The 18,370-nt window shown below is 60.5% G+C and carries 12 protein-coding genes, 1 tRNA gene and 1 pseudogene; 10 read left to right on the plus strand and 4 right to left on the minus strand.

From position 1 onward, the window contains the following. The first annotated feature begins 79 nt into the window (after nucleotides 1-79). A complete protein-coding gene (locus tag WD767_00375; protein ID MEX2614531.1) occupies nucleotides 80-964 on the plus strand; it encodes a DMT family transporter in 885 nt (294 codons plus the stop codon). Between the two features lie 6 nt (nucleotides 965-970). Here the strand turns inward: WD767_00375 and phaC are convergent, their stop codons facing one another. Further along, complete coding sequence (gene phaC / locus WD767_00380; protein ID MEX2614532.1) at nucleotides 971-2,686, minus strand: class I poly(R)-hydroxyalkanoic acid synthase; 1,716 nt, start codon at nucleotides 2,684-2,686, stop codon at nucleotides 971-973. A gap of 333 nt (nucleotides 2,687-3,019) precedes the next feature. On the opposite strand from phaC, the gene WD767_00385 reads away from it, so the two are divergent. Next, the gene (locus WD767_00385) at nucleotides 3,020-3,910 is read left to right on the plus strand and encodes an OmpA family protein (protein ID MEX2614533.1); all 891 of its coding nucleotides are present in this window, start codon (nucleotides 3,020-3,022) and stop codon (nucleotides 3,908-3,910) included. Between the two features lie 22 nt (nucleotides 3,911-3,932). On the opposite strand, the gene WD767_00390 is transcribed toward WD767_00385, so the two are convergent. Beyond that, nucleotides 3,933-4,787, minus strand: coding sequence for a hypothetical protein (locus WD767_00390; GenBank protein MEX2614534.1), 855 nt, complete (start codon nucleotides 4,785-4,787; stop codon nucleotides 3,933-3,935). Between the two features lie 152 nt (nucleotides 4,788-4,939). Beyond that, the gene (locus WD767_00395) at nucleotides 4,940-6,811 is read right to left on the minus strand and encodes a tetratricopeptide repeat protein (protein MEX2614535.1); all 1,872 of its coding nucleotides are present in this window, start codon (nucleotides 6,809-6,811) and stop codon (nucleotides 4,940-4,942) included. A 215-nt stretch (nucleotides 6,812-7,026) separates the two neighbouring features. Here WD767_00395 and WD767_00400 point away from each other — a divergent pair, with 215 nt between their 5' ends. The 4 genes from WD767_00400 to recJ all read left to right on the plus strand — a co-directional run bounded on the left by WD767_00400 (nucleotide 7,027) and on the right by recJ (nucleotide 12,414). Continuing rightward, a complete protein-coding gene (locus WD767_00400) occupies nucleotides 7,027-8,253 on the plus strand; it encodes an LL-diaminopimelate aminotransferase (protein MEX2614536.1) in 1,227 nt (408 codons plus the stop codon). After that, complete coding sequence (locus tag WD767_00405) at nucleotides 8,250-9,542, plus strand: homoserine dehydrogenase (GenBank protein MEX2614537.1); 1,293 nt, start codon at nucleotides 8,250-8,252, stop codon at nucleotides 9,540-9,542. Before WD767_00400 ends, WD767_00405 begins: the two co-directional genes overlap by 4 nt. 95 nt (nucleotides 9,543-9,637) lie before the next feature. Further along, a complete protein-coding gene (glpX, locus tag WD767_00410) occupies nucleotides 9,638-10,630 on the plus strand; it encodes a class II fructose-bisphosphatase (GenBank protein ID MEX2614538.1) in 993 nt (330 codons plus the stop codon). Continuing rightward, entirely contained in the window at nucleotides 10,627-12,414 is a 1,788-nt protein-coding gene (recJ, locus tag WD767_00415) for a single-stranded-DNA-specific exonuclease RecJ (GenBank protein ID MEX2614539.1), read from the plus strand. The genes glpX and recJ overlap by 4 nt, the downstream gene beginning before the upstream one ends. Here the strand turns inward: recJ and WD767_00420 are convergent. Then, on the minus strand, nucleotides 12,411-13,655 hold the full coding sequence (locus WD767_00420; protein MEX2614540.1) for a flagellar hook-basal body complex protein: 1,245 nt from the start codon (nucleotides 13,653-13,655) through the stop codon (nucleotides 12,411-12,413). The genes recJ and WD767_00420 overlap by 4 nt on opposite strands. A gap of 225 nt (nucleotides 13,656-13,880) precedes the next feature. On the opposite strand from WD767_00420, the gene WD767_00425 reads away from it, so the two are divergent. The 4 genes and pseudogenes from WD767_00425 to WD767_00440 all read left to right on the plus strand — a co-directional run bounded on the left by WD767_00425 (nucleotide 13,881) and on the right by WD767_00440 (nucleotide 18,291). Further along, nucleotides 13,881-13,956 (plus strand) — tRNA-Glu (locus WD767_00425). 217 nt (nucleotides 13,957-14,173) lie between these two features. Beyond that, on the plus strand, nucleotides 14,174-15,424 hold the full coding sequence (locus WD767_00430) for an O-antigen ligase family protein (GenBank protein MEX2614541.1): 1,251 nt from the start codon (nucleotides 14,174-14,176) through the stop codon (nucleotides 15,422-15,424). A 50-nt stretch (nucleotides 15,425-15,474) separates the two neighbouring features. Then, nucleotides 15,475-15,970, plus strand: a pseudogene (locus tag WD767_00435) (IS1595 family transposase). A gap of 107 nt (nucleotides 15,971-16,077) precedes the next feature. Further along, nucleotides 16,078-18,291 carry a lysylphosphatidylglycerol synthase domain-containing protein gene (locus WD767_00440; protein ID MEX2614542.1) on the plus strand — a complete coding sequence of 738 codons (2,214 nt, stop codon included), beginning with the start codon at nucleotides 16,078-16,080 and terminating at the stop codon, nucleotides 18,289-18,291. The last annotated feature ends 79 nt before the right edge of the window (nucleotides 18,292-18,370 follow it).

The raw sequence follows: 18,370 nt of genomic DNA on the forward strand, positions 1-18,370 counted from the left end.
GACGCGGTGCAGCATCGAATTTTACTGGCAGCGCCGTAGCGGCGGGATAGTCTGACCGGCCGCAACAGGGCGCCTTGTCATGACCGCATTCGCCACTACCCATGAAAACGCCAAGTTCAAGGGCATCATGCTGATGGTGCTCAGCACGCTGTTCATGGGGTTGAACAACGCGCTGCTGAAATGGCTGAGCGACACGATCCCGACGACGCAGTTACTGAGCATGCGCTCCGCCGTGATCTGCCTGATCGTCCTCGCAATCGCGGTGCGCTACCGCAGTCTGGCGCTGATCCGCATGGGCAACAAGCGCGGGCACCTGCTGTGGGGCAGCGTGCATTTCATCAACGGCATCCTGTTCATCCTTGCCGTCAGTGTGTTACCGCTGGCGGACGCGATCGCGATCGGCTTTGCCGGGCCGCTGTTCCTGACGGCGCTGGCGATTCCGTTTCTGGGCGAACAGGTTGGCTGGCGGCGCTGGTCGGCCATCATTGTCGGGTTCCTTGGCATCGTCATCATTACGCGGCCGACGCCGGAAACCTTCCGCCTGCTGGCGCTGATTCCCCTGGGCGTGGCTCTGTCCGGCGCGATCCGCGACATCATCACGCGGAAACTCACGGCGTATGAAGGCTCGCTGGCGATCATGTTTTCCTCCAGCGTCATTTCCGTGGTCTTCACGCTGCCGATGGCGCCCTTCGGCTGGGTCATGCCGAACGCCGCGGAGTGGGGGCTTGCGGCGCTGACCGGCTGCTGTGTCTGCCTCGGCCAGTATTTCATGATCGAGACCTTCCGCTTTGCCGAAGCCAAGGTGGCGGCGCCGCTGCGCTATACCGCGATCATCTGGTCGGTGATTCTGGGCTATCTGGTCTGGGGCGACCTGCCGGATTCCTGGACCGTCACCGGCACACTCGTCGTCGTCGCCAGCGGTATCTACATCCTGAACCGTGAATACCGGGCGCGTGGCGAATAGTGCCGGTTATTTCAGGCGCAATTTCACATAGGAACCGGGCGCGTCCTCGATGATTTTCAGATCGCCGTCGCCGGGTTCCCGCGCCGGGACCTTGCCGCCGCCATGCCGGGCGATCCATTTGGCCCATTCGGGCCACCAGGACCCCGGATGCTCCTCCGCCCCTTCGAGCCACGCCTCGGGGCTCTTCGGCTTCCGGTTGTTGGTCCAGTGCGAATACTTGCCGCTGTCCGCCGGGTTGACGACGCCGGCGATATGGCCGGAGGCCGCGAGACAGAATTTCACCGGCCCCTTGTATGCATGCACCCCGGCATAGGTGGATTTCCACGGCGCGATATGGTCTTCCCTGGTCGACAGGATGAATTTCGGGATATTCACCGTCGACAGGTCGATGGGCACGCCGTCCAGTTCGATACCGCCGGGCTGGACCAGCTTGTTCTCCACATACATCTTGCGCAGATAGAAACTGTGCATCGCGGCCGGCATGCGGGTCGAATCGGAATTCCAGTACAGCAGGTCGAAGGGGAAGGGGTCCTTGCCCAGCAGGTAATTGTTGATGACGAAGGACCAGATCAGGTCGTTGGCGCGCATCATGTTGAAGGTTGTCGCCATCTCGCTGCCCTCAAGATAGCCGCGCGCCTTCATACGGGTTTCCAGCGCCTTCAACTGCTCCTCATCGATGAAAATACCCAGCTCGCCCGGTTCCGCGAAATCGATCATGGCGGTAAAAAATGTCGCGGCGGTAAAACGCTTGTCATTTTTGGCCGTCATGTAGGCAAGGGTCGCCGCCAGCAGCGTCCCGCCGAGGCAATATCCGATGACGTTGACTTCTTTCTCGCCGGTGGCCCGTTCGATCGCGTCCAGCGCCGCCAGCGGCCCGTCCTTCATGTAATCGGCAAAGGATTTGTCGGCGAGGCCGGCATCCGGATTGACCCAGGAAATGACGAAGACCGTCAGGCCCTGTTCCACGGCCCAGCGAATGAAGGAATTTTTCTCGCGCAGATCGAGGATGTAATACTTGTTGATCCACGGCGGCATGATCAGCAGCGGGCGGCGGTAGACCTGGTCGGTTTGCGGCGCATACTGGATCAGCTGCATCAGGTCGTTCTGGTAGACAACCTTACCCGGCGTCATCGCGATGTTCCGGCCCACTTCGAAGGCTTCGTCATCGACCATCCGGATTCGGAGGTTGCCGTCGCCCCGTTCCATATCCTTGCGCAGGTTCTCCAGACCCCTGACCAGGTTTTCGCCGTTCGAATCGACCGTGGCGCGCAGCACTTCGGGGTTGGTCAGAACAAAATTCGTTGGCGCGATCGCGTTGGTGAACTGCCGCGTATAAAAATCGACCTTCCTCGCTTCCTTGTCGTCCAGTCCCTCCACCTGATGCGCCGTATCCACCAGCCACTTCGCCGTCAGCAGATAGGACTGCTTGATGAACTCGAAAATGCCGCTGTTATTCCAGGCCGGGTCAGCGAATCGGCGGTCGTCCGGGGCGGGTTTTATTACCGGTTCCGGCGTTTCCCCCAGCATGCGCCGCGACGTATAGCGCCATAAATCGCCATAGGATCGCAAAAGCGACGCCTGCGCCTCGACCATCTGCGCCGGGTTGGCCAGCATACTGGTCGCCATGCTCTTGAAGGCGTCACCGATATTCAGGGGATCCGCGTGACCCAGCGGCGATTCGATGTCGCTTTCGTCCCTTAGCTGCTGCTTTTCGATATACATCTGCGCAATCTGCCGGATATGGTCGGCGACTTTCGCCAGATTTTGCGCCAGCTGGGCCACATCGGCTTCCGTATGGCTGGTCTCGTTTGCCTTGCTGTCCAATTGATTGCTCACAACATGTTCCCTATTCTTGCCACACTCTCAAACGATCCTTGCGACAGTTGTCGCAGTAGAGCGGCGAAGCAGGATATAGTTATGTTGCAGTGCAAAATAAATCAAGGCGAAGCTCCCGGTGACGCGCGGACAGGAGGCAGAATAGCGGTTTGGGCGCTGCTTGTCGCCATCTCGGTTCTGATGACCGCTTGCGAAAGCGTTCCGGATTACGTCAACCCGATGAAGTGGTTTGAGGATGACGCGCCTGAAGCCGCCCCGGAGCAGGGGTCCGCTTCGAAAGAGTTTCCCAATCTCGGATCCGTGCCCGAGCGTCCCGTAGTTCCGTCGCTCAAATCGCAGCAGGCGGAAATCCGCGAAGGGCTGGTCGCCGATCAGGAGAACGCGCGTTATACCGAAGAGGAAGTCCGCCAGGAAGTGGACCGCCGCGCGGGCGGGCTGCCGCAGGCGGCGGGACCGCGGGTCTCGTCCGTGCCGCCCGCGCCGCCGCCCGTTGCCAGGCCGAGCGTACCCCGCCCGGAAATTCCGGCGGCGCCAGACAATAGAGAGGTACCGGTCACGCGGCCGGGCGTACCGCCGCCGCCATCCGTGCCGGCGCCGCAGTCGGTTGCGCCACCCGAACCGCGTACCGCCGAATCCGTCGCGCCACTGCCGGTTTCGCCGCCGGCACCGAGCGTTGTTCCGCCGCCGCCATCTGTTGCCCCGCCGGCCAATACCACCCCGCCTGCGACAGCCGACGCGTCGCCGATATTGTCGGAGCCGCTGAAAGTGGGCACGATATATTTCGCCGAAAACGCCAAACACCTGCAATCGGCGGATGTCGCGATTCTGGAGCAGATCGCGGCAGCGCAGCGGGCGACGGGAAACCGGCTCAGGGTTGTCGGTCATGCCAGCGGCGGGGCCGGCGCTTCCAATTCGTCCCGTCGTTCGCGGGTGAATTACGAGGTATCGCTCAGCCGGGCGAACGCGGTTGTCTCCGCGCTGGTCAGCCTCGGCGTGTCGCCGGGTCAGATAACCGTGGAGGCATTGGGCGACACCGCGCCCCTCTATGCCGAATATACTGCGGCGGGCGAAGCGGCGAACCGGCGTGCGGAAATCTGGATGATGAACTGACCGGTACCGTGTCGCGCCGCCCTTACTTCGCGGCAGCCGGGTGGAGGCTTACCCGCACGCTTGCGTAGCCCGTCTGGCCGCCGCAAGGCGCGCGGCTCGCCCGGTCGGCGCATAGCAGGGCGATTTTCGGTGGCGCATCCCCGTCGGCGATAGTCGCCGCGATATCAATGGCATCCGGACGGGAAAACGGTCCCGCGATGACCTGAAACATAAGCGCGCCATCGTCCAGAACCATACGGACGACGGTCCGCAGGCCCGCATGCCGGGTCCGAACCGTCTCAGCCTCCTGAAACTGCCGGAACAGACCGATGATGAGGTAATGTTGCGCGCTGGCCGTTCGATCGCCGATTGCGCCTTCATCGGATTTACCGGCTGGCGGGAGACTATTGATCGTTTCGGCCATTGCGACCAGGACCCTGTCGACCGGCTCCAGGGCGCTGGATGATTCGTCGTTCCGGGCGCCGGACGCTTGTTCGTCGTTTCCTGCGGGGAGCAGGATTGCTACGGGTTCGGAAGCCACGGGGCCCGACGCCGGCTGGAGGTCGCCGTCAAGCCTTTCAGCCAGTGAAACCATGCTGTCGCGAAGATGCTTCGTGGCGCTGTCCTGCGCGGCCGTGTCTTCCGTCGCCGGTTCGCCCTGCGCCACGGCGATCCCGTTATTTTCATCGACATAGGCCTCGCACATGCCCAGACCCAAAACGATACGGTGTACGGCGCAGTCCTGCGATACCATGGCGGATACCGCATGGTCGGACATGCTTTTCCCCGTCGTCATATAGCTGAGCCCGGATGCCGCAAAGGATGCAATCTGAAGCGAGACGGGAAGCGCGCAGCCCGAAAGACCAATGCCGCTGAGGACAACGAATAAATACCGCATGATGACCTTTGATCATTGTAGGTTTGTTATTAATAGAAATCTGACAACAGGAAAGTAATAATTGCAACAACTATAGTATTGAAATTATTTAAAGATTCTTAAAAAAGTAACAGAAATTATATTGAAATATATTTAATTGTTATTGTTTATATTTATTGAAATTTATCGCCAATTGTCGGGTGGTTGCCGTTTCGGGTCACAATGACCCTGGTATCGCGGACGCTGAAATCCGTGCGATCGGCGCCGCTCAGGTGCTTCTGCCACATATGCGCGTATGCGGTCTCGAGCTCGCGGATGTGCAGGCCGTAATTCATCATGTTCCGGGCGAACCGTTCGCGTAGCGCATTGCGCAGCGACACCAGGCGATCCCGGTCGACGGCAAGGCTGGCGGCGGTCGCGACATAGCCGTCGACCGACCGGGCCGCGAGGTCGCCCATACCGAGCCTGGTGATGTACCGCAACCCCTGCCGGCCCATGAAGCTGTCCGATACCAGAGTAACCAGCGGGACGCCCATCAGCATGGTGTCGCAGGTCGTCGTTCCTCCGTTGCAGGGAAAAGGGTCGAGGGCGATATCGGCTTCGCCGATTCCCGACAGGTGATCGTTTCGCGTTGCGCGCATGCCCTGAAACGCCAGCCGCGCTGGATTGATGTCATGCGCGACAAACTGCCGACGGAACAGGTCAACGGTATCGGCATCGCCGAAATAGGACGCACTGCGCAGGATTAGCCGCGCATCCGGGACGGCCTGCAATATGGCGGACCATGCCCGGATCACCGCCGGCCCGATTTTCGTATGGTTGTTGAAACTGCCGAATGTAATGTAGCCATTTTTTTGAAACGGCGGCGGTGACAGCGCCGGGGCGTCGCCAGGGGGCAGGTAGCCGGGATGGTCCGTCAGGCGGACAAGGGACTCGGTATACAGATGTTCGACGCCGCCGGCAGGGTCGGCGAGCGGCTCGGTCAGAATGTAATCAACGGAATCCAGGCCCGTCGAGGCGACACGGTTGAAATAGCCGACCTGTATCGGGGCGGGGCGATGGGCCAGTACCCGATGATCCTTGCCGTTGTAGAAAGAGACCAGGACGAGGATATCGATCCCGTCCCGCCGAATTCGTTCGGCGGTCTGTTTCACGCTGTCGCCGGCAATATCCCGCCATGCATCGGCATGGCTTCCCAACCGCGCGGTGGTTTCGTCCTTGACCGGATTGCCGTGATACCCGGTGATGTGAAAGCGGCGGCGGTCGTGCCGGGCCAGAACCGGTTCGAGAAACCAGGATGTGACCCCGTAACACAGGTCGTAGGAGAGGTATCCAATCCGGATCCGTCCGTCCGGGCGCGGTGCGGCGGGGACAGGCGCCGGGCGGTTTCCCGCCTCGTGTTCCAGGTGCCGGCCGAGGTCGCGCCGAATGGCGAACAGGGCGGCGGCATCGGTATGCGGATCGAATGCGGAATAGAAGCACAGCGCCGACATCGCGTTGACGTTGTACGGCAGGATCGCATGCGACTGCCGAAAGAAGCATAACGCCGACTGCAGTTCGCCGCGCGCGATATGGATATCGCCCAGATCGTTCAGGGCATCGTACCGGCTGGCGTCGAGGGCAAGGGCGCGCTCCAGATAGGGAATTGCGGCACCGTGGTCGCCGGTTCGTTTCAGGCAGGCGCCGCAGGCATACTGCGCGTCGGCGGTATCGGGCAGGCGTTCGGCGGCCCGGCGCGCAGGCGATACCGCTTCGGCGAATTTTTCCTGCGCCATCAGGCAGCGGGCGTGGAAAAGCTGTAATCCGCCGTCATCCGGCAAGTGCCGGATGACCCGCTTAACCGATTTTGTGGCGTCCTCCAGGCGGCGCAGGGACAGCAGCGCGGTGGCGCGCATCAGTTCCGCTTCGACGTTTTCCGGATCGATTTCCAGCACGGCGTCTGCGGCGGCCAGGGACCCGCTCCAGTCGCCGAGCGCCTTGCGGATTCTCGCCTGCCGCATCATGGCGGCGGCCTCGCGTCGCTCGAGGGAACCGTCTTCGTGCATGCCCTCACTTTCCGCAAATGGCGACCATATTCCGGCCACAGATTACCGCGTATGTATAGCCGCTTCGCGCCGGTTCTGTCCTGTTTGCGGCAAGGGCGCCAACTTGCTGTCGACACTTGGCCTGACTGGCGTTACATAAGCGGCGGGAATTCCCTCGGAATCGGCCTTTCAACAGTGTGAGGAAGCGTTGGCTGAGAAAGCCACGCTAGTGATTGATGGAAGAAGAATTTTACAAGATCAAGCGCCTGCCACCTTATGTGTTCGCGGAAGTGAATGCCATGAAGGCCGCGGCCCGCGCCGCCGGCGAGGACATCATTGATCTTGGCATGGGCAATCCCGATATGCCGCCCGCGCCGCATATCGTTGAAAAGCTTGTGGAAACCGTGCGCAATCCGCGCACCCATCGCTATTCCAACTCGCGCGGCATTCCCGGGCTGCGCAAGGCGCTGGCCGCCTATTACGACCGCCGTTTCGGCGTCGATCTCGACTTCGAAAAGGAAGCCATTGTCACCCTGGGGTCGAAGGAAGGCCTCGCCAATCTTGCGCAGGCGATCACCAGCCCGGGCGATACGCTTCTGGTGCCGAATCCCTCCTACCCGATCCATCAGTTCGGGTTCGTGATCGCCGGCGGCTCGGTCAGGCATGTGCCGGTGGAGCCGGGACCGGAATTTATCGCGGCGCTGGAGCGGGCGGTCATTCATTCGGTGCCGAAGCCGATCGCCCTGGTGCTGAATTACCCGTCCAATCCGACGGCCTTTACCGCCGACCTCGATTTCTACGGCGAAGTGCTGGACTTCTGCCGCCGTCACCAGATCTATATCCTCTCGGATCTGGCCTATGCCGAAATCTATTTCGACGCCGATAATCCGCCGCCGTCGATTCTTCAGATTCCGGGGGCCAAGGATATCGCCATCGAGTTCACCTCCTGCAGCAAGACCTATTCGATGCCTGGCTGGCGGGTCGGCTTCGCCGCCGGTAATCCGCGCCTGATCGCGGCCCTGGCGCGGGTTAAAAGCTATCTCGACTACGGCGCGTTCACGCCGATCCAGGTCGCGGCGACGACGGCCCTGAACGGCCCGCAGGAATGCGTCGAAGAAGTTCGTCAGATTTACAAGGAGCGCCGCGAGGTGCTGATCGACGGGCTGTCGCGGGCCGGGTGGAATGTACCGAGCCCGCCGGCAACCATGTTCGCCTGGGCGCCCCTGCCGGCGGAGTTCGCGGCAATGGGCAGTGTCGAATTTTCCAAGCGCCTGCTCGAAGAGGCCGGCGTCGCCGTATCGCCCGGCCTCGGGTTTGGCGAACACGGTGAAGGCTATGTCCGCATCGCGCTGTGCGAAAATACCCATCGTATCCGGCAGGCGACGCGCAATATCCGGCGCTTCCTGTCCAGCGGCGACGCGGAACCGCATGAGACCCCGTTGAAAAGGAGCGCGTTGTCGTGAGTTCCCCTGTACGTGTTGCCGTTGCCGGTCTGGGAAATGTCGGCGCGGAAACCGTCCGCCTGCTCGCCGGCCAGAAGGATCTGCTGGCCCTGCGCTGCGGCCGGCCGATTGTGGTTACGGCGGTATCGGCGCGCGATTCGTCGCGCGACCGGGGCATTTCGCTGGACGGAATCGCCTGGTTTGACGACCCGGTCGCCATGGCGCGCGATGCGGAAGCCGATCTAGTCCTGGAACTGATCGGCGGCAGCGAAGGCGTCGCGCATGAGGTGTGCAAGGCGGCCATCGGCGCCGGGCGCCACGTGGTCACGGCGAACAAGGCGCTGATCGCGGTGCATGGCGCGTCGCTCGGTACGGCGGCGGAAGCGGCTGGCGTATCGCTGGCATATGAATCCGCGGTGGCGGGCGGTATCCCCATTATCAAGGCACTGCGCGAGGGTCTGGCGGCGAACCAGGTATTCCGCCTGCATGGCATCCTGAACGGCACCTGCAACTATATCCTGACCACGATGCGGGAAACCGGCCGGGATTTCGACGACGTCCTGCGGGACGCGCAGGAACTTGGATACGCCGAAGCCGATCCTAGTTTTGATATCGACGGCGTGGACGCCGCGCATAAACTGGCAATTCTCACCAGCGTCGCATTCGGCTGCGCCATCGATTTCGACGCCGTCCATATCGAGGGCATTCGCCATATCGGCGCCATCGATATCGCCTTTGCGACGGAACTCGGCTATCGCATCAAGCTGCTGGGAATCGCGGAGCAGACGGACGCCGGTATCCAGCAGCGGGTGCATCCGGTCATGGTGCCGGTCGCTGCCCCGATTGCGGCGGTAGAGGGTGTCTTTAACGCGATTGTCAGCGATGGCGACTATGTCGGCACGACCATGTTCCAGGGCCGGGGCGCCGGCGGCGGTCCCACGGCATCGGCGGTTGTCGCCGATATCGTCGATATCGCGCGTGGTCAGACGGTTCCGATATTCGGCGTGCCGGTTGCGGCGCAGCAGCCGATGCGGGTTCAGCCGCTGGAGAACCGCATCGGACTCTATTTCGTCCGTTTCATGGTGCACGACAAGCCGGGCGTTTTTGCGGAAATTGCCGCGGCCCTGCGCGACGCCGAAATTTCCATCGAATCCGCGATCCAGCGGGGCCGCGCCGCGGGCGGCGTCGTGCCACTGGTTGTGACGACGCATGAAGCCCGTGAAGCCGCCATGCAGCAGGCGCTGGGCCGGATCGCGGCGCTGGACAGCGTCACGGAGCCGCCGCGGATGATCCGGATAGAGACTTTTTGACAAGCTGCAACCCATTTGCAGTAGCGGGATGACTTGTCGTTCGGTGTACACTTCGGGTCGAATTATACGACAGGATCGACGGGAGGTTTGCCGAGATGAGCGAAGATTATAGTACCATGGACCGTAACCTGGCGCTGGAAGCCGTCCGGGTGACGGAAGCGGCCGCGCTGGCGGCATCGCGCTGGATGGGGCGCGGGGATGAAAAGGCGGCGGACCAGGCGGCCGTGGACGCCATGCGCCAGGCGCTGAACAGCCTCACCATCGATGGCACCGTCGTGATCGGCGAGGGCGAGCGCGATGAGGCGCCGATGCTGTATATCGGCGAAAAAGTGGGCAAGGGCGGCGGCCCGAAGGTCGATATCGCCCTTGACCCGCTGGAAGGCACCACGATTACGGCGAAAGGCGGGACGAACGCGCTTGCCGTCATCGCCATGGCCGATTCCGGCAATTTCCTGAATGCGCCGGACGTCTATATGGACAAGATTGCCGTCGGTGCGGGTCTGCCGGAAGGGGTGGTCGACCTGGATATGACGCCGGCGGAAAACCTCGCCAGTCTGGCGAAGGCGAAAAAGAAGGAAATCAGCGACGTCGTCGTCTGCATCCTCGACCGGCCGCGCCATGCGGAACTGATCAAGGCGGTGCGCGATGCGGGCGCGCGCATCATGCTGATCGGCGACGGCGACGTTTCCGGCGTCATCGCGACCTCCACCGGCGACAGTGGCGTCGATCTGTACATGGGCAGCGGCGGCGCCCCGGAAGGTGTGCTGGCGGCCGCGGCATTGCGCTGTATAGGCGGGCAGATGCAGGGCCGTCTGCTGTTCCGCAACGACGATGAGCGGGGGCGGGCGAAGAAGTGGGGCATTACCGACCTTGACCGTAAATACGGTCTCCTCGACCTGGCTTCGGGCGACGTCATGTTCGCCGCAACGGGCGTGACCGACGGGACCATGGTGCGCGGCGTCCGTCGGACCGGGACCGGCGCCTTTACCGAATCCATCATCATGCGGTCGAAAAGCGGCACTGTGCGCAAAATCAGCGCGGATCACGACTTTACCCGCAAAACAGGGTTCAAGTATATGGACGAATGAGCGGTATCCGTCCGGTATTTCTGGGGGTTGAGCGTTCGGTCAGCGGGAAGTGCTGGCGGGCGCGTGGCGATGACGACCGGTTGGGCCTTGCCTTGTCGCAGCGGTTTGGCCTGCCGGAAGCCGTCGGTCGGGTCATGGCCGCGCGCGGTATTTCCCTTGACGCCGCCGAGGCGTTTCTTAACCCGTCCCTGAAGGACCATCTGCCCGATCCGGCGCATCTGCTGGATATGGACAAGGCCGTATCGCGACTGGTCGAGGCGGTGCGGTCTGGCGAAACCATCGGCATCTTCGGCGATTACGACGTGGACGGCGCCACGGCATCGGCCGTGCTGGCGCGATTCTTCGAAGCCGCCGGCGGCAGGACGCGGATCTACATTCCCGACCGCCGCACAGAGGGGTATGGCCCGAACGCGGATGCGATGCGACTGCTGGCGGGCGAGGGAATCCGCACCGTCGTGACCGTCGATTGCGGAATTACGGCCTTCGAACCGCTGGAGGCGGCGCGGGCGGCGGGCCTCGATGTCATCGTTGTCGATCATCATGTTGCCGAGCCGCGCCTGCCGGCGGCGCATGCCGTTATCAATCCGAACCGGCTGGACGATACAAGCCCCCATGGCGCGATGGCGGCGGTCGGCGTGGCCTTCCTGGTTGCCGTTGCCGTGAACCGGGCCCTGCGCGACACGGGATGGTTCGAGGGAAAGCAACCGCCGGATCTGCTGGACCTGCTGGACCTCGTTGCGCTGGGCACCGTTTGCGATGTGGTGCCGCTGACCGGCGTCAACCGGGTTTTTGTCTGCCAGGGACTCAAGGTCATGGCGCGCCGCCGCAATATCGGCCTGGCGGCGCTCGCCGATGTCGGCCGGGTCAGCGAGACGCCGGATGCCTATCATGCCGGCTTTATCATGGGGCCGCGGGTGAATGCCGGCGGACGGGTCGGGGAGGCCGGCCTCGGCGCGCGGTTGTTGACCACGCATGAACCGGACGAGGCGCGGACCATTGCTGCGCGGCTCGACGCCTTTAACGAGGAGCGGCGGGCTATCGAGGCGGCCTGCCTTGAAGAGGCAATCGAGCAGGTCGAAACCCGCAAGGGGAACGAGATGGCCGGGCGCGAACTGGTGTTCGCCGCGGCGGAGGGATGGCATCCCGGCGTGATCGGCATTGTCGCCAGCCGCCTCAAGGACCGTTACAACCGGCCCGCCTGTGTCGTCGCCTATGAGGAGAACGGAATCGGCAAGGGCTCCGGGCGTTCCGTGCGCGGCGTCGATCTCGGCTCCGCGGTGGTCGCCGCGCGCCAGACAGGCCTGCTGATCAATGGCGGCGGACATACGATGGCGGCGGGATTCACGCTGGAGCGCGGCGCGGAGGCTGCGTTCCAGGAATTTCTCGCGGCCCGGATCGCCGACGACATCGGAACGGACGGCATTGTCGCGGAACTGGGGATCGACGGAAGCCTGCAGGCGGCCGGCGCAACGGTCGATTTTATCCAGTCGCTGGAGCGGCTGGCGCCGTTCGGGGCAGGGAATGCACGGCCACGCTTCGGTTTTCCGGCGGTCCGGATCCTGAAGGCCGATGTGGTGGGGCGCGACCATGTGCGCTGTTTCATCGGCGGCGAGGGAGGCGCGCGCCTCAAGGGTATCGCCTTCCGGGCGGTGGACACGCCATTGGGTGACATGCTGCTGCGCTCCGGCGGCATGCCAATGCATCTGGCGGGACATCTGCTGCGCGACCGCTGGCGCGGGAAAGACGAATCCCAGCTGGTTATCGAGGACGCCGCGAGGCTCTAACCTTTCAGCCGCGTCGCGACCTGGTGCATCTCGTCGACCACCTTGATGGTCTGGGCGGCCGAGGAATAGGCGCGCTGGGTGATGATCAGCTTGCTGAACTCAGTGGCGAGATCGGCGGCGGAATTCTCGATGGCCTGGGGCGAAAATGTGCCGAAGGATGTCTGGTCGGCTTCCAGCAGTCGAAGTTCGCCGGATTCGGTGCTGAGGGAAAAACTGGTCCCCTGCTGGGGCGTCAGCCCGTTCTGATTGCGGACGACGGCGAGCGGCAGCTTGGCGAGACCCTGGGTCAATCCGTTGCTGAACCGGCCGACGATTTCACCGGCGGCGTTGACCCTGGCTTCCACAAGCGTACCGGTCGTATTGCCGTTTGACGATATGGCCTGTGGCGTAAAGGCGCCGCCGAACTGGCTCATGCCGGAAAAATCGACGGCGATCGAACTGGCGGCCGCGGTCGCCGGGTTTGCCCAGGTGATGCCGACAGTCTGGTTCGCGGGCGATATGATCTGACCGAATGCATCGAAGGTCATGGCGAAAGGCGATCCGGCGGATACCGCGCCGTCCGGCGTCGTCGCCACCACGTCCCAGGTATCCAGCGCCGCGTTCTTGGTGAAATCGAACAGCACGGTGTGGGCGTTCCCAAGGTCGTCGAAGACGCCGACGCTCAGGTCGAAACTGGCCGCCGTCGCCGATCCGGCGGGGAGATTGGCCGACATGGTCGCCGTGGTTGTCGCCGCGGCGGCGGACAGGGCGGCGCCCGCATCGACCCGGATGGGCTGCAGCGAACCCAGGGTGTTGCCAATGGAAAAGCCGCCGGCGCCGTCGCTGGGCCAGCCCTGGATGAAATTGCCGTTCTGGTCGGTCAGGAAAGCCTGTTCCGCCCCGGCGGCGCCGACCACGCGCAGGTCGATAGACCCGGCGCGGGTCAGCAATGTACTGCCGGACCCGTCGAACGCCGTGTTGGTCACCAGAAATCCGGTGCCGTCGATGGCTACGTCGAGACTGCGGTTGGTGCTGATGATAGCGCCCTGCTGCTCGATCAGATTGCGGGTCGCGGGCTTGATTCCGCTGAACTGGCTGAAGATGGAGCCGTTCCTGTTGGTCACCAGATCCGAAAACAGCGTCTCCGAATTCTTGAACCCGCTCGTGGTCAGGTTGGAGACGTTCTGACTGATCGAGGCAAATGCGGCGCTATGGCCATTCAGCGCCGTAATGCTCGGCATATACATGTAGCTCGCCGTCATGTCCCTGTCTCCGGTTGCCTTTGCGCTGTGATGTTGCAAGCGGGATGCCAGAGCGCGATTCCTGAAAACTTCGTAAAATCAGTTGGTTGTTGAATTTTCGATTGTCCGGAATTTCGGCCGGGGGCGGCAAAACCCGCCGATGGCGGCAAGACTTGCCGGGCATGACAAAGGACGCGGAATAGGGTTGACCTGCGGGGCCGCGCCGATTAAACCTCCGATCCTGACGTCCCCATCGTCTAGAGGCCTAGGACACTGCCCTTTCACGGCGGCAACAGGGGTTCGAATCCCCTTGGGGACGCCACTCTGGCGCAAAAGTGGGCACTTCTTCGTCCGCGCCACCAGAGCGGGCGATACCCGTTTCCAGTGCGCGCTCGGACCCGTAAATTCTGATTTCTTCGTCATGAACTCGATGCGCTGTACGAACAGACGCAGATAGGCCTGTTGTAGCTTGCGGTCGCCGTGCATTAGCGTTTCCCGCATGGCGGTTGCGAATAAAGCGCCCAGCGAACTGGATCCAAATGCGTATCACTGGTCGAATTTTTATCCCGGGCGTCATTGCCATAATTGTTAGTCTGCCCATTGTCGCGATATTTATGCCGCAACAGATGACGTTGTACGGCATCATCTTGACGATAATGAGCGGTCTCACGGCACACGAACGTAAGCCTGTCTGGCATTTTGATATCGGACTCCGACTCGACCCATTTTTGATCGCGATGCTCGCGTTTTTGGGCTATGCGGCGCTTACCGCGCTTTGGTCTCTTGATGAAGAGCAGACATTTCGACGGTGGTTTCGGATATGCGGGCTCGCAATCCTTGGGTATTTTGCAATCCATTGTTCCGCGCGCGTCGCCGAACAGAATGCAAAGCTGGCATGGGTGATGGCGGCAAGTGTATTAATCTTGTTTGCCGTATTCGTCTTCGAACTTTTCACCGGGTTCCTCGCCGCGTCCGTATGGCAGGACGAGATAGCCATAGCGCGGGCAAATTTACTGAATCGTCCCTCCATGATTCTAGGCCTGGTTATTTGGCCGGCACTGCTCGTTCTTTGGTGTCGGGGTTTTCGTTGGATCCCAGTATTGATTGGACTATCGCTTCCTGTCGCGTTCTTTTTTACAAGTAGCTTGGGGGCGTTCTTGGCGGCAACTTTGGCGTGTGTCGTCTGGGCTGTAGCTTCCATCTTCGCGCGTCTTTGCGCGTGGCTTATTGGGATAGCCTTCGCGATTTCGATGATTGCGATACCGATTCTCGCGCTCAATGTGCCGTTGATAAATAGTGGGTTGGCGTTATTCGCTCGCTATGAATTCTTTTCTGGAGCGCACAGGCTTGGGATTTGGAACTTCGTCGCAACCATGATCCGGGAACGGCCGCTGCTGGGCTGGGGCCTGGACAGTGCACGAAATATTCCCCAAGCAGATTTACCTCTCGCCTCCGTCCTTTCTAAAGCTGTGGTCCTGGATTATCCCACCATACCTACCTTGCCGCTCAGCCCCGCTATGCCGCTTCACCCACACAATGCGGCGCTGCAAATTATTCTGGAAACCGGGGTGGTCGGCGCCGCTTTATTTTGCCTGGCGGTTCTTTGCCTGGCGCTTCAATTGTCCGCTCGACAGAACCAATTTAGTGCGCCATTCGCCTTGGCCTCACTGACATCATGGCTGGTCTTTGTGGGGGCGAATATTGGGCTTTGGCAAAGTTGGTGGTTAACGTCGAGCATTGTGACAATAATTTTCTATACTTTTCCGTTACGTTCAAACGGAAAAGTATAAAAATTGGGGACTGTCACAGATAACTCGAATTTGGAGTTATCATGGGAAGCATACGCAAGAGCCGTTTGAGCCATTATAAGCAGGACCGCCTGATCGAGTACCTTGTCGCGGGCACGACGGCGCGGACGGTAGCGTGTCCTTTTGGCGTGAACCGCAAGACGGCGGCCAAATTTTCCTTCGCCTGCGAGAGGTCATTGCCGATAAACTGGAGACCGAGAGCGAGGCTGTGTTCGGTGGCGAGATCGAAGTGGACGAAAGCTATTTCGGCGGCAAGCGCAAGGGACGCCGGGCCGCCGGAAAAATCCCGGTATTCGGCCTTTTGAAGCGGCGAGGCAAGGTCTACACGAAGATCATTCCCGACGCCTCCAGCGACACGTTGATGTCCTTCATGGCGCGCAAGATTGTGCCGGACAGCATCGTCTATTCCGACTGCTGGGGCGGCTACAACGTGCTGGACGTCAGCGGAAATTCAACGGTGTTCCGAAGGCCCATTTCGGGCTATTTTTGAGGGGCTGCGAGTGGCGTTTCAACAACAGTGAACCGTAAACTAAATTATATCAAATAAAACAATGGGTTAAATAGAGTCGCCTTAGGTGGTTGTCCGGGGCAGCCCCTTCAAAAATTCAAATTAAAAATCAAATCAGCGAGTACTAATGCCAAGAAAGAAAATTCTTCTCCGGCTGCTTTCATACGCCGTAACGCTGGCAATGCTGGGTTATGTTTTTGCCACGGTGAATTTTGAGTCGATTATCGGCCGCTACGCGCTTCTGTCCTGGCGCGACCTGTTATTACTTCTTTTCCTTATGGCGGTTATCATTCTTGTTGGAACGCTGCGCCTAGAACGCCTGTTGACCTATTTTGGCAATGGCCAAATCCGGTTTGTGGAGACATTTCAGGCAAACATTGCGGGGCTGATATCTAGCCTCGTATTCATCAATATTATCGGCTCCATGCTTGGGCGGTATTACGTCTTGCGGCGCAGCGGCGTATGCGTTGACACCCATGTGGCAATTGTCACTCTCGAGCGCATGCTTTTGGTTCTGATCAGCGGCTGTCTCCTCGCTGTCGGATTGGTCGTCCTATGGGGAACGCCGGCGCTGCTCGCCGCAGCCAACGAGATTGCATTGATCGAGGTAATGTCGGTAATTCTACTGACCATCCTGGTGACGTTTCTTACGTTTCGGTGGCGGCGCGAGATCGCGGTGTTTCGGAGGCTGCTCTCTGCCCGCTACTCCCTGCGTATTGGCCTCCTCGCGCTGTTAACTCTCGCGGCCCAAGGCGTCATGCTTTCGATCTACGTCATTTCCGCGCGGAACCAGGGTATCATCGATATCGATTGGCTGCACCTCGCCGCGGCGGCGGCAGTCGTTTCATTTGCGGCAGGGCTCCCGATTAGTGTCAATGGCTGGGGGGTTCGAGAAGTGAGTGCGATTTACGCATTCGGTCACCTTGGCGTTTCAGCCGTCGACGCTACGGCACTTTCGGTTTTGGTAGGGTTGGTGTCCACTGCGGCAATCGTATTTAGTGCGCCGATCCTGGCATTGCCACGGCGAACCAAAGCGATCGTAGCGCAAATCCCAACGTCAAATTACATGGGCCAGCCGCAAAGCCCTGGCATAGCCCCTGCGAATACGGCCTTTCTGCTGTTCGCAGGGCCTTTGGCCGCACTCCTTGTTTTTATAACGCTGCACGTTCCATTCCACGAGACACTTATCGCGATCAACCTGTCCGACCCTTTGGCGATTCTCGCCCTTGCACTTGCAGTGCTTTCCTGGTTGAGCACAGGGCCGCCGCCATTCCGTATTCCGCGAGCGTTCGGTTGGTGGATAGCAGGTCTTACACTGCTTATCCTGTTCGGGTTTTTGAACGGAGTTGCCCGATTTGGCGTAACGGACTGGGCCTTGAACAACCGGTTGTTTGGGTGGGCAATTCTGTTGGGATACCTCTCTCTCGGTGCCATGATGGTGGCGACTTGGGGAAATCATGGATTGCGGCGGATCGCGGAGGTCGTCCTAACGGCGGGTGCCGTGATTACAATCTTCGATTTGATCCATCGCGAAGTTATTGGATTCTTCGATGTAGACATTTTTGTACTCAGCAACTTTGAAGGTTTTTCCGCGAACAGGAATGCGTTTGCGTTCCAACTTCTCATCTCTGCATCAGTCGGCCTCGCCTATTCGAAGCTGATCGCTCGAACGCGACGGGCGACGGTGTACTGCCCGTTACTGGGCGCCGTATTCGCGGGTATCTGGCGCACTTACTCGTTAACCGGCTTGATTGCCGGAATCTGTCTCGTTCTCGGCTTAATGCTGTTCCGGATGGTGGATTTGAGAATTCTCGTCAAATCGATTTTGTGGACGGTCTTTATCATCCTGGCGATTTGGCTGATACCTTGGGCGATTGGTTTCCTGCTGACGGGCGACTCCACAAGTATCAGTACCACCGCGCCCAACTTATATATTCCAAGCAGTCAGGCCGAACGTTGGATGAGCATTAAAAGAGGGTTGGAAATGTGGTACCAAAACCCAGTATTCGGGGCTGGGTTGGGGGCATTCGCAGATCTCAGGTTAGGAGAACATGGCCAAATTCTTGTCATACACTCGGTGCTAATCTGGCTGCTGGCGGAATTTGGAGTGATCGGACTTTTTCTGGTGGCAAGTCTTCCTGTTGCTGTCTTTATACGGGCTCTTCGCTGGCGGTTGTCTTCCTTGCCGCCGCCCGTCGTACTTTTACTCGCGGTCGTCGTATGTTTTACGGTGTTTGGATTGACCCATGACATTTTTTACCAACGAGTATTTTGGCTCATACTTGGAGGGTGCGCCGCAGCCTGGGCTGGAAGGCGCAGGAATATTGTAACCCGGGATTAGTTAATACTCGGTGACCCGAACGGCAAACGTATCCGTCCATTGTGACTACTATACTGGCGGCTGTATCGGGCATTGTTGG

The organism is Alphaproteobacteria bacterium, assembly GCA_040905865.1.
Lineage (GTDB): Bacteria > Pseudomonadota > Alphaproteobacteria > UBA8366.

Excerpts from the sequence above, each read along its gene's own strand:
- WD767_00375 (MEX2614531.1), top strand. The coding sequence starts at position 80 with ATGACCGCATTCGCCACTACCCATGAAAACGCCAAGTTCAAGGGCATC.
- phaC (MEX2614532.1), bottom strand. The coding sequence starts at position 2,686 with ATGTATATCGAAAAGCAGCAGCTAAGGGACGAAAGCGACATCGAATCG.
- WD767_00385 (MEX2614533.1), top strand. The coding sequence starts at position 3,020 with ATGAAGTGGTTTGAGGATGACGCGCCTGAAGCCGCCCCGGAGCAGGGG.
- WD767_00390 (MEX2614534.1), bottom strand. The coding sequence starts at position 4,787 with ATGCGGTATTTATTCGTTGTCCTCAGCGGCATTGGTCTTTCGGGCTGC.
- WD767_00395 (MEX2614535.1), bottom strand. The coding sequence starts at position 6,811 with ATGCACGAAGACGGTTCCCTCGAGCGACGCGAGGCCGCCGCCATGATG.
- WD767_00400 (MEX2614536.1), top strand. The coding sequence starts at position 7,027 with ATGGAAGAAGAATTTTACAAGATCAAGCGCCTGCCACCTTATGTGTTC.
- glpX (MEX2614538.1), top strand. The coding sequence starts at position 9,638 with ATGAGCGAAGATTATAGTACCATGGACCGTAACCTGGCGCTGGAAGCC.
- recJ (MEX2614539.1), top strand. The coding sequence starts at position 10,627 with ATGAGCGGTATCCGTCCGGTATTTCTGGGGGTTGAGCGTTCGGTCAGC.
- WD767_00420 (MEX2614540.1), bottom strand. The coding sequence starts at position 13,655 with ATGACGGCGAGCTACATGTATATGCCGAGCATTACGGCGCTGAATGGC.
- WD767_00430 (MEX2614541.1), top strand. The coding sequence starts at position 14,174 with ATGCGTATCACTGGTCGAATTTTTATCCCGGGCGTCATTGCCATAATT.
- WD767_00440 (MEX2614542.1), top strand. The coding sequence starts at position 16,078 with ATGCCAAGAAAGAAAATTCTTCTCCGGCTGCTTTCATACGCCGTAACG.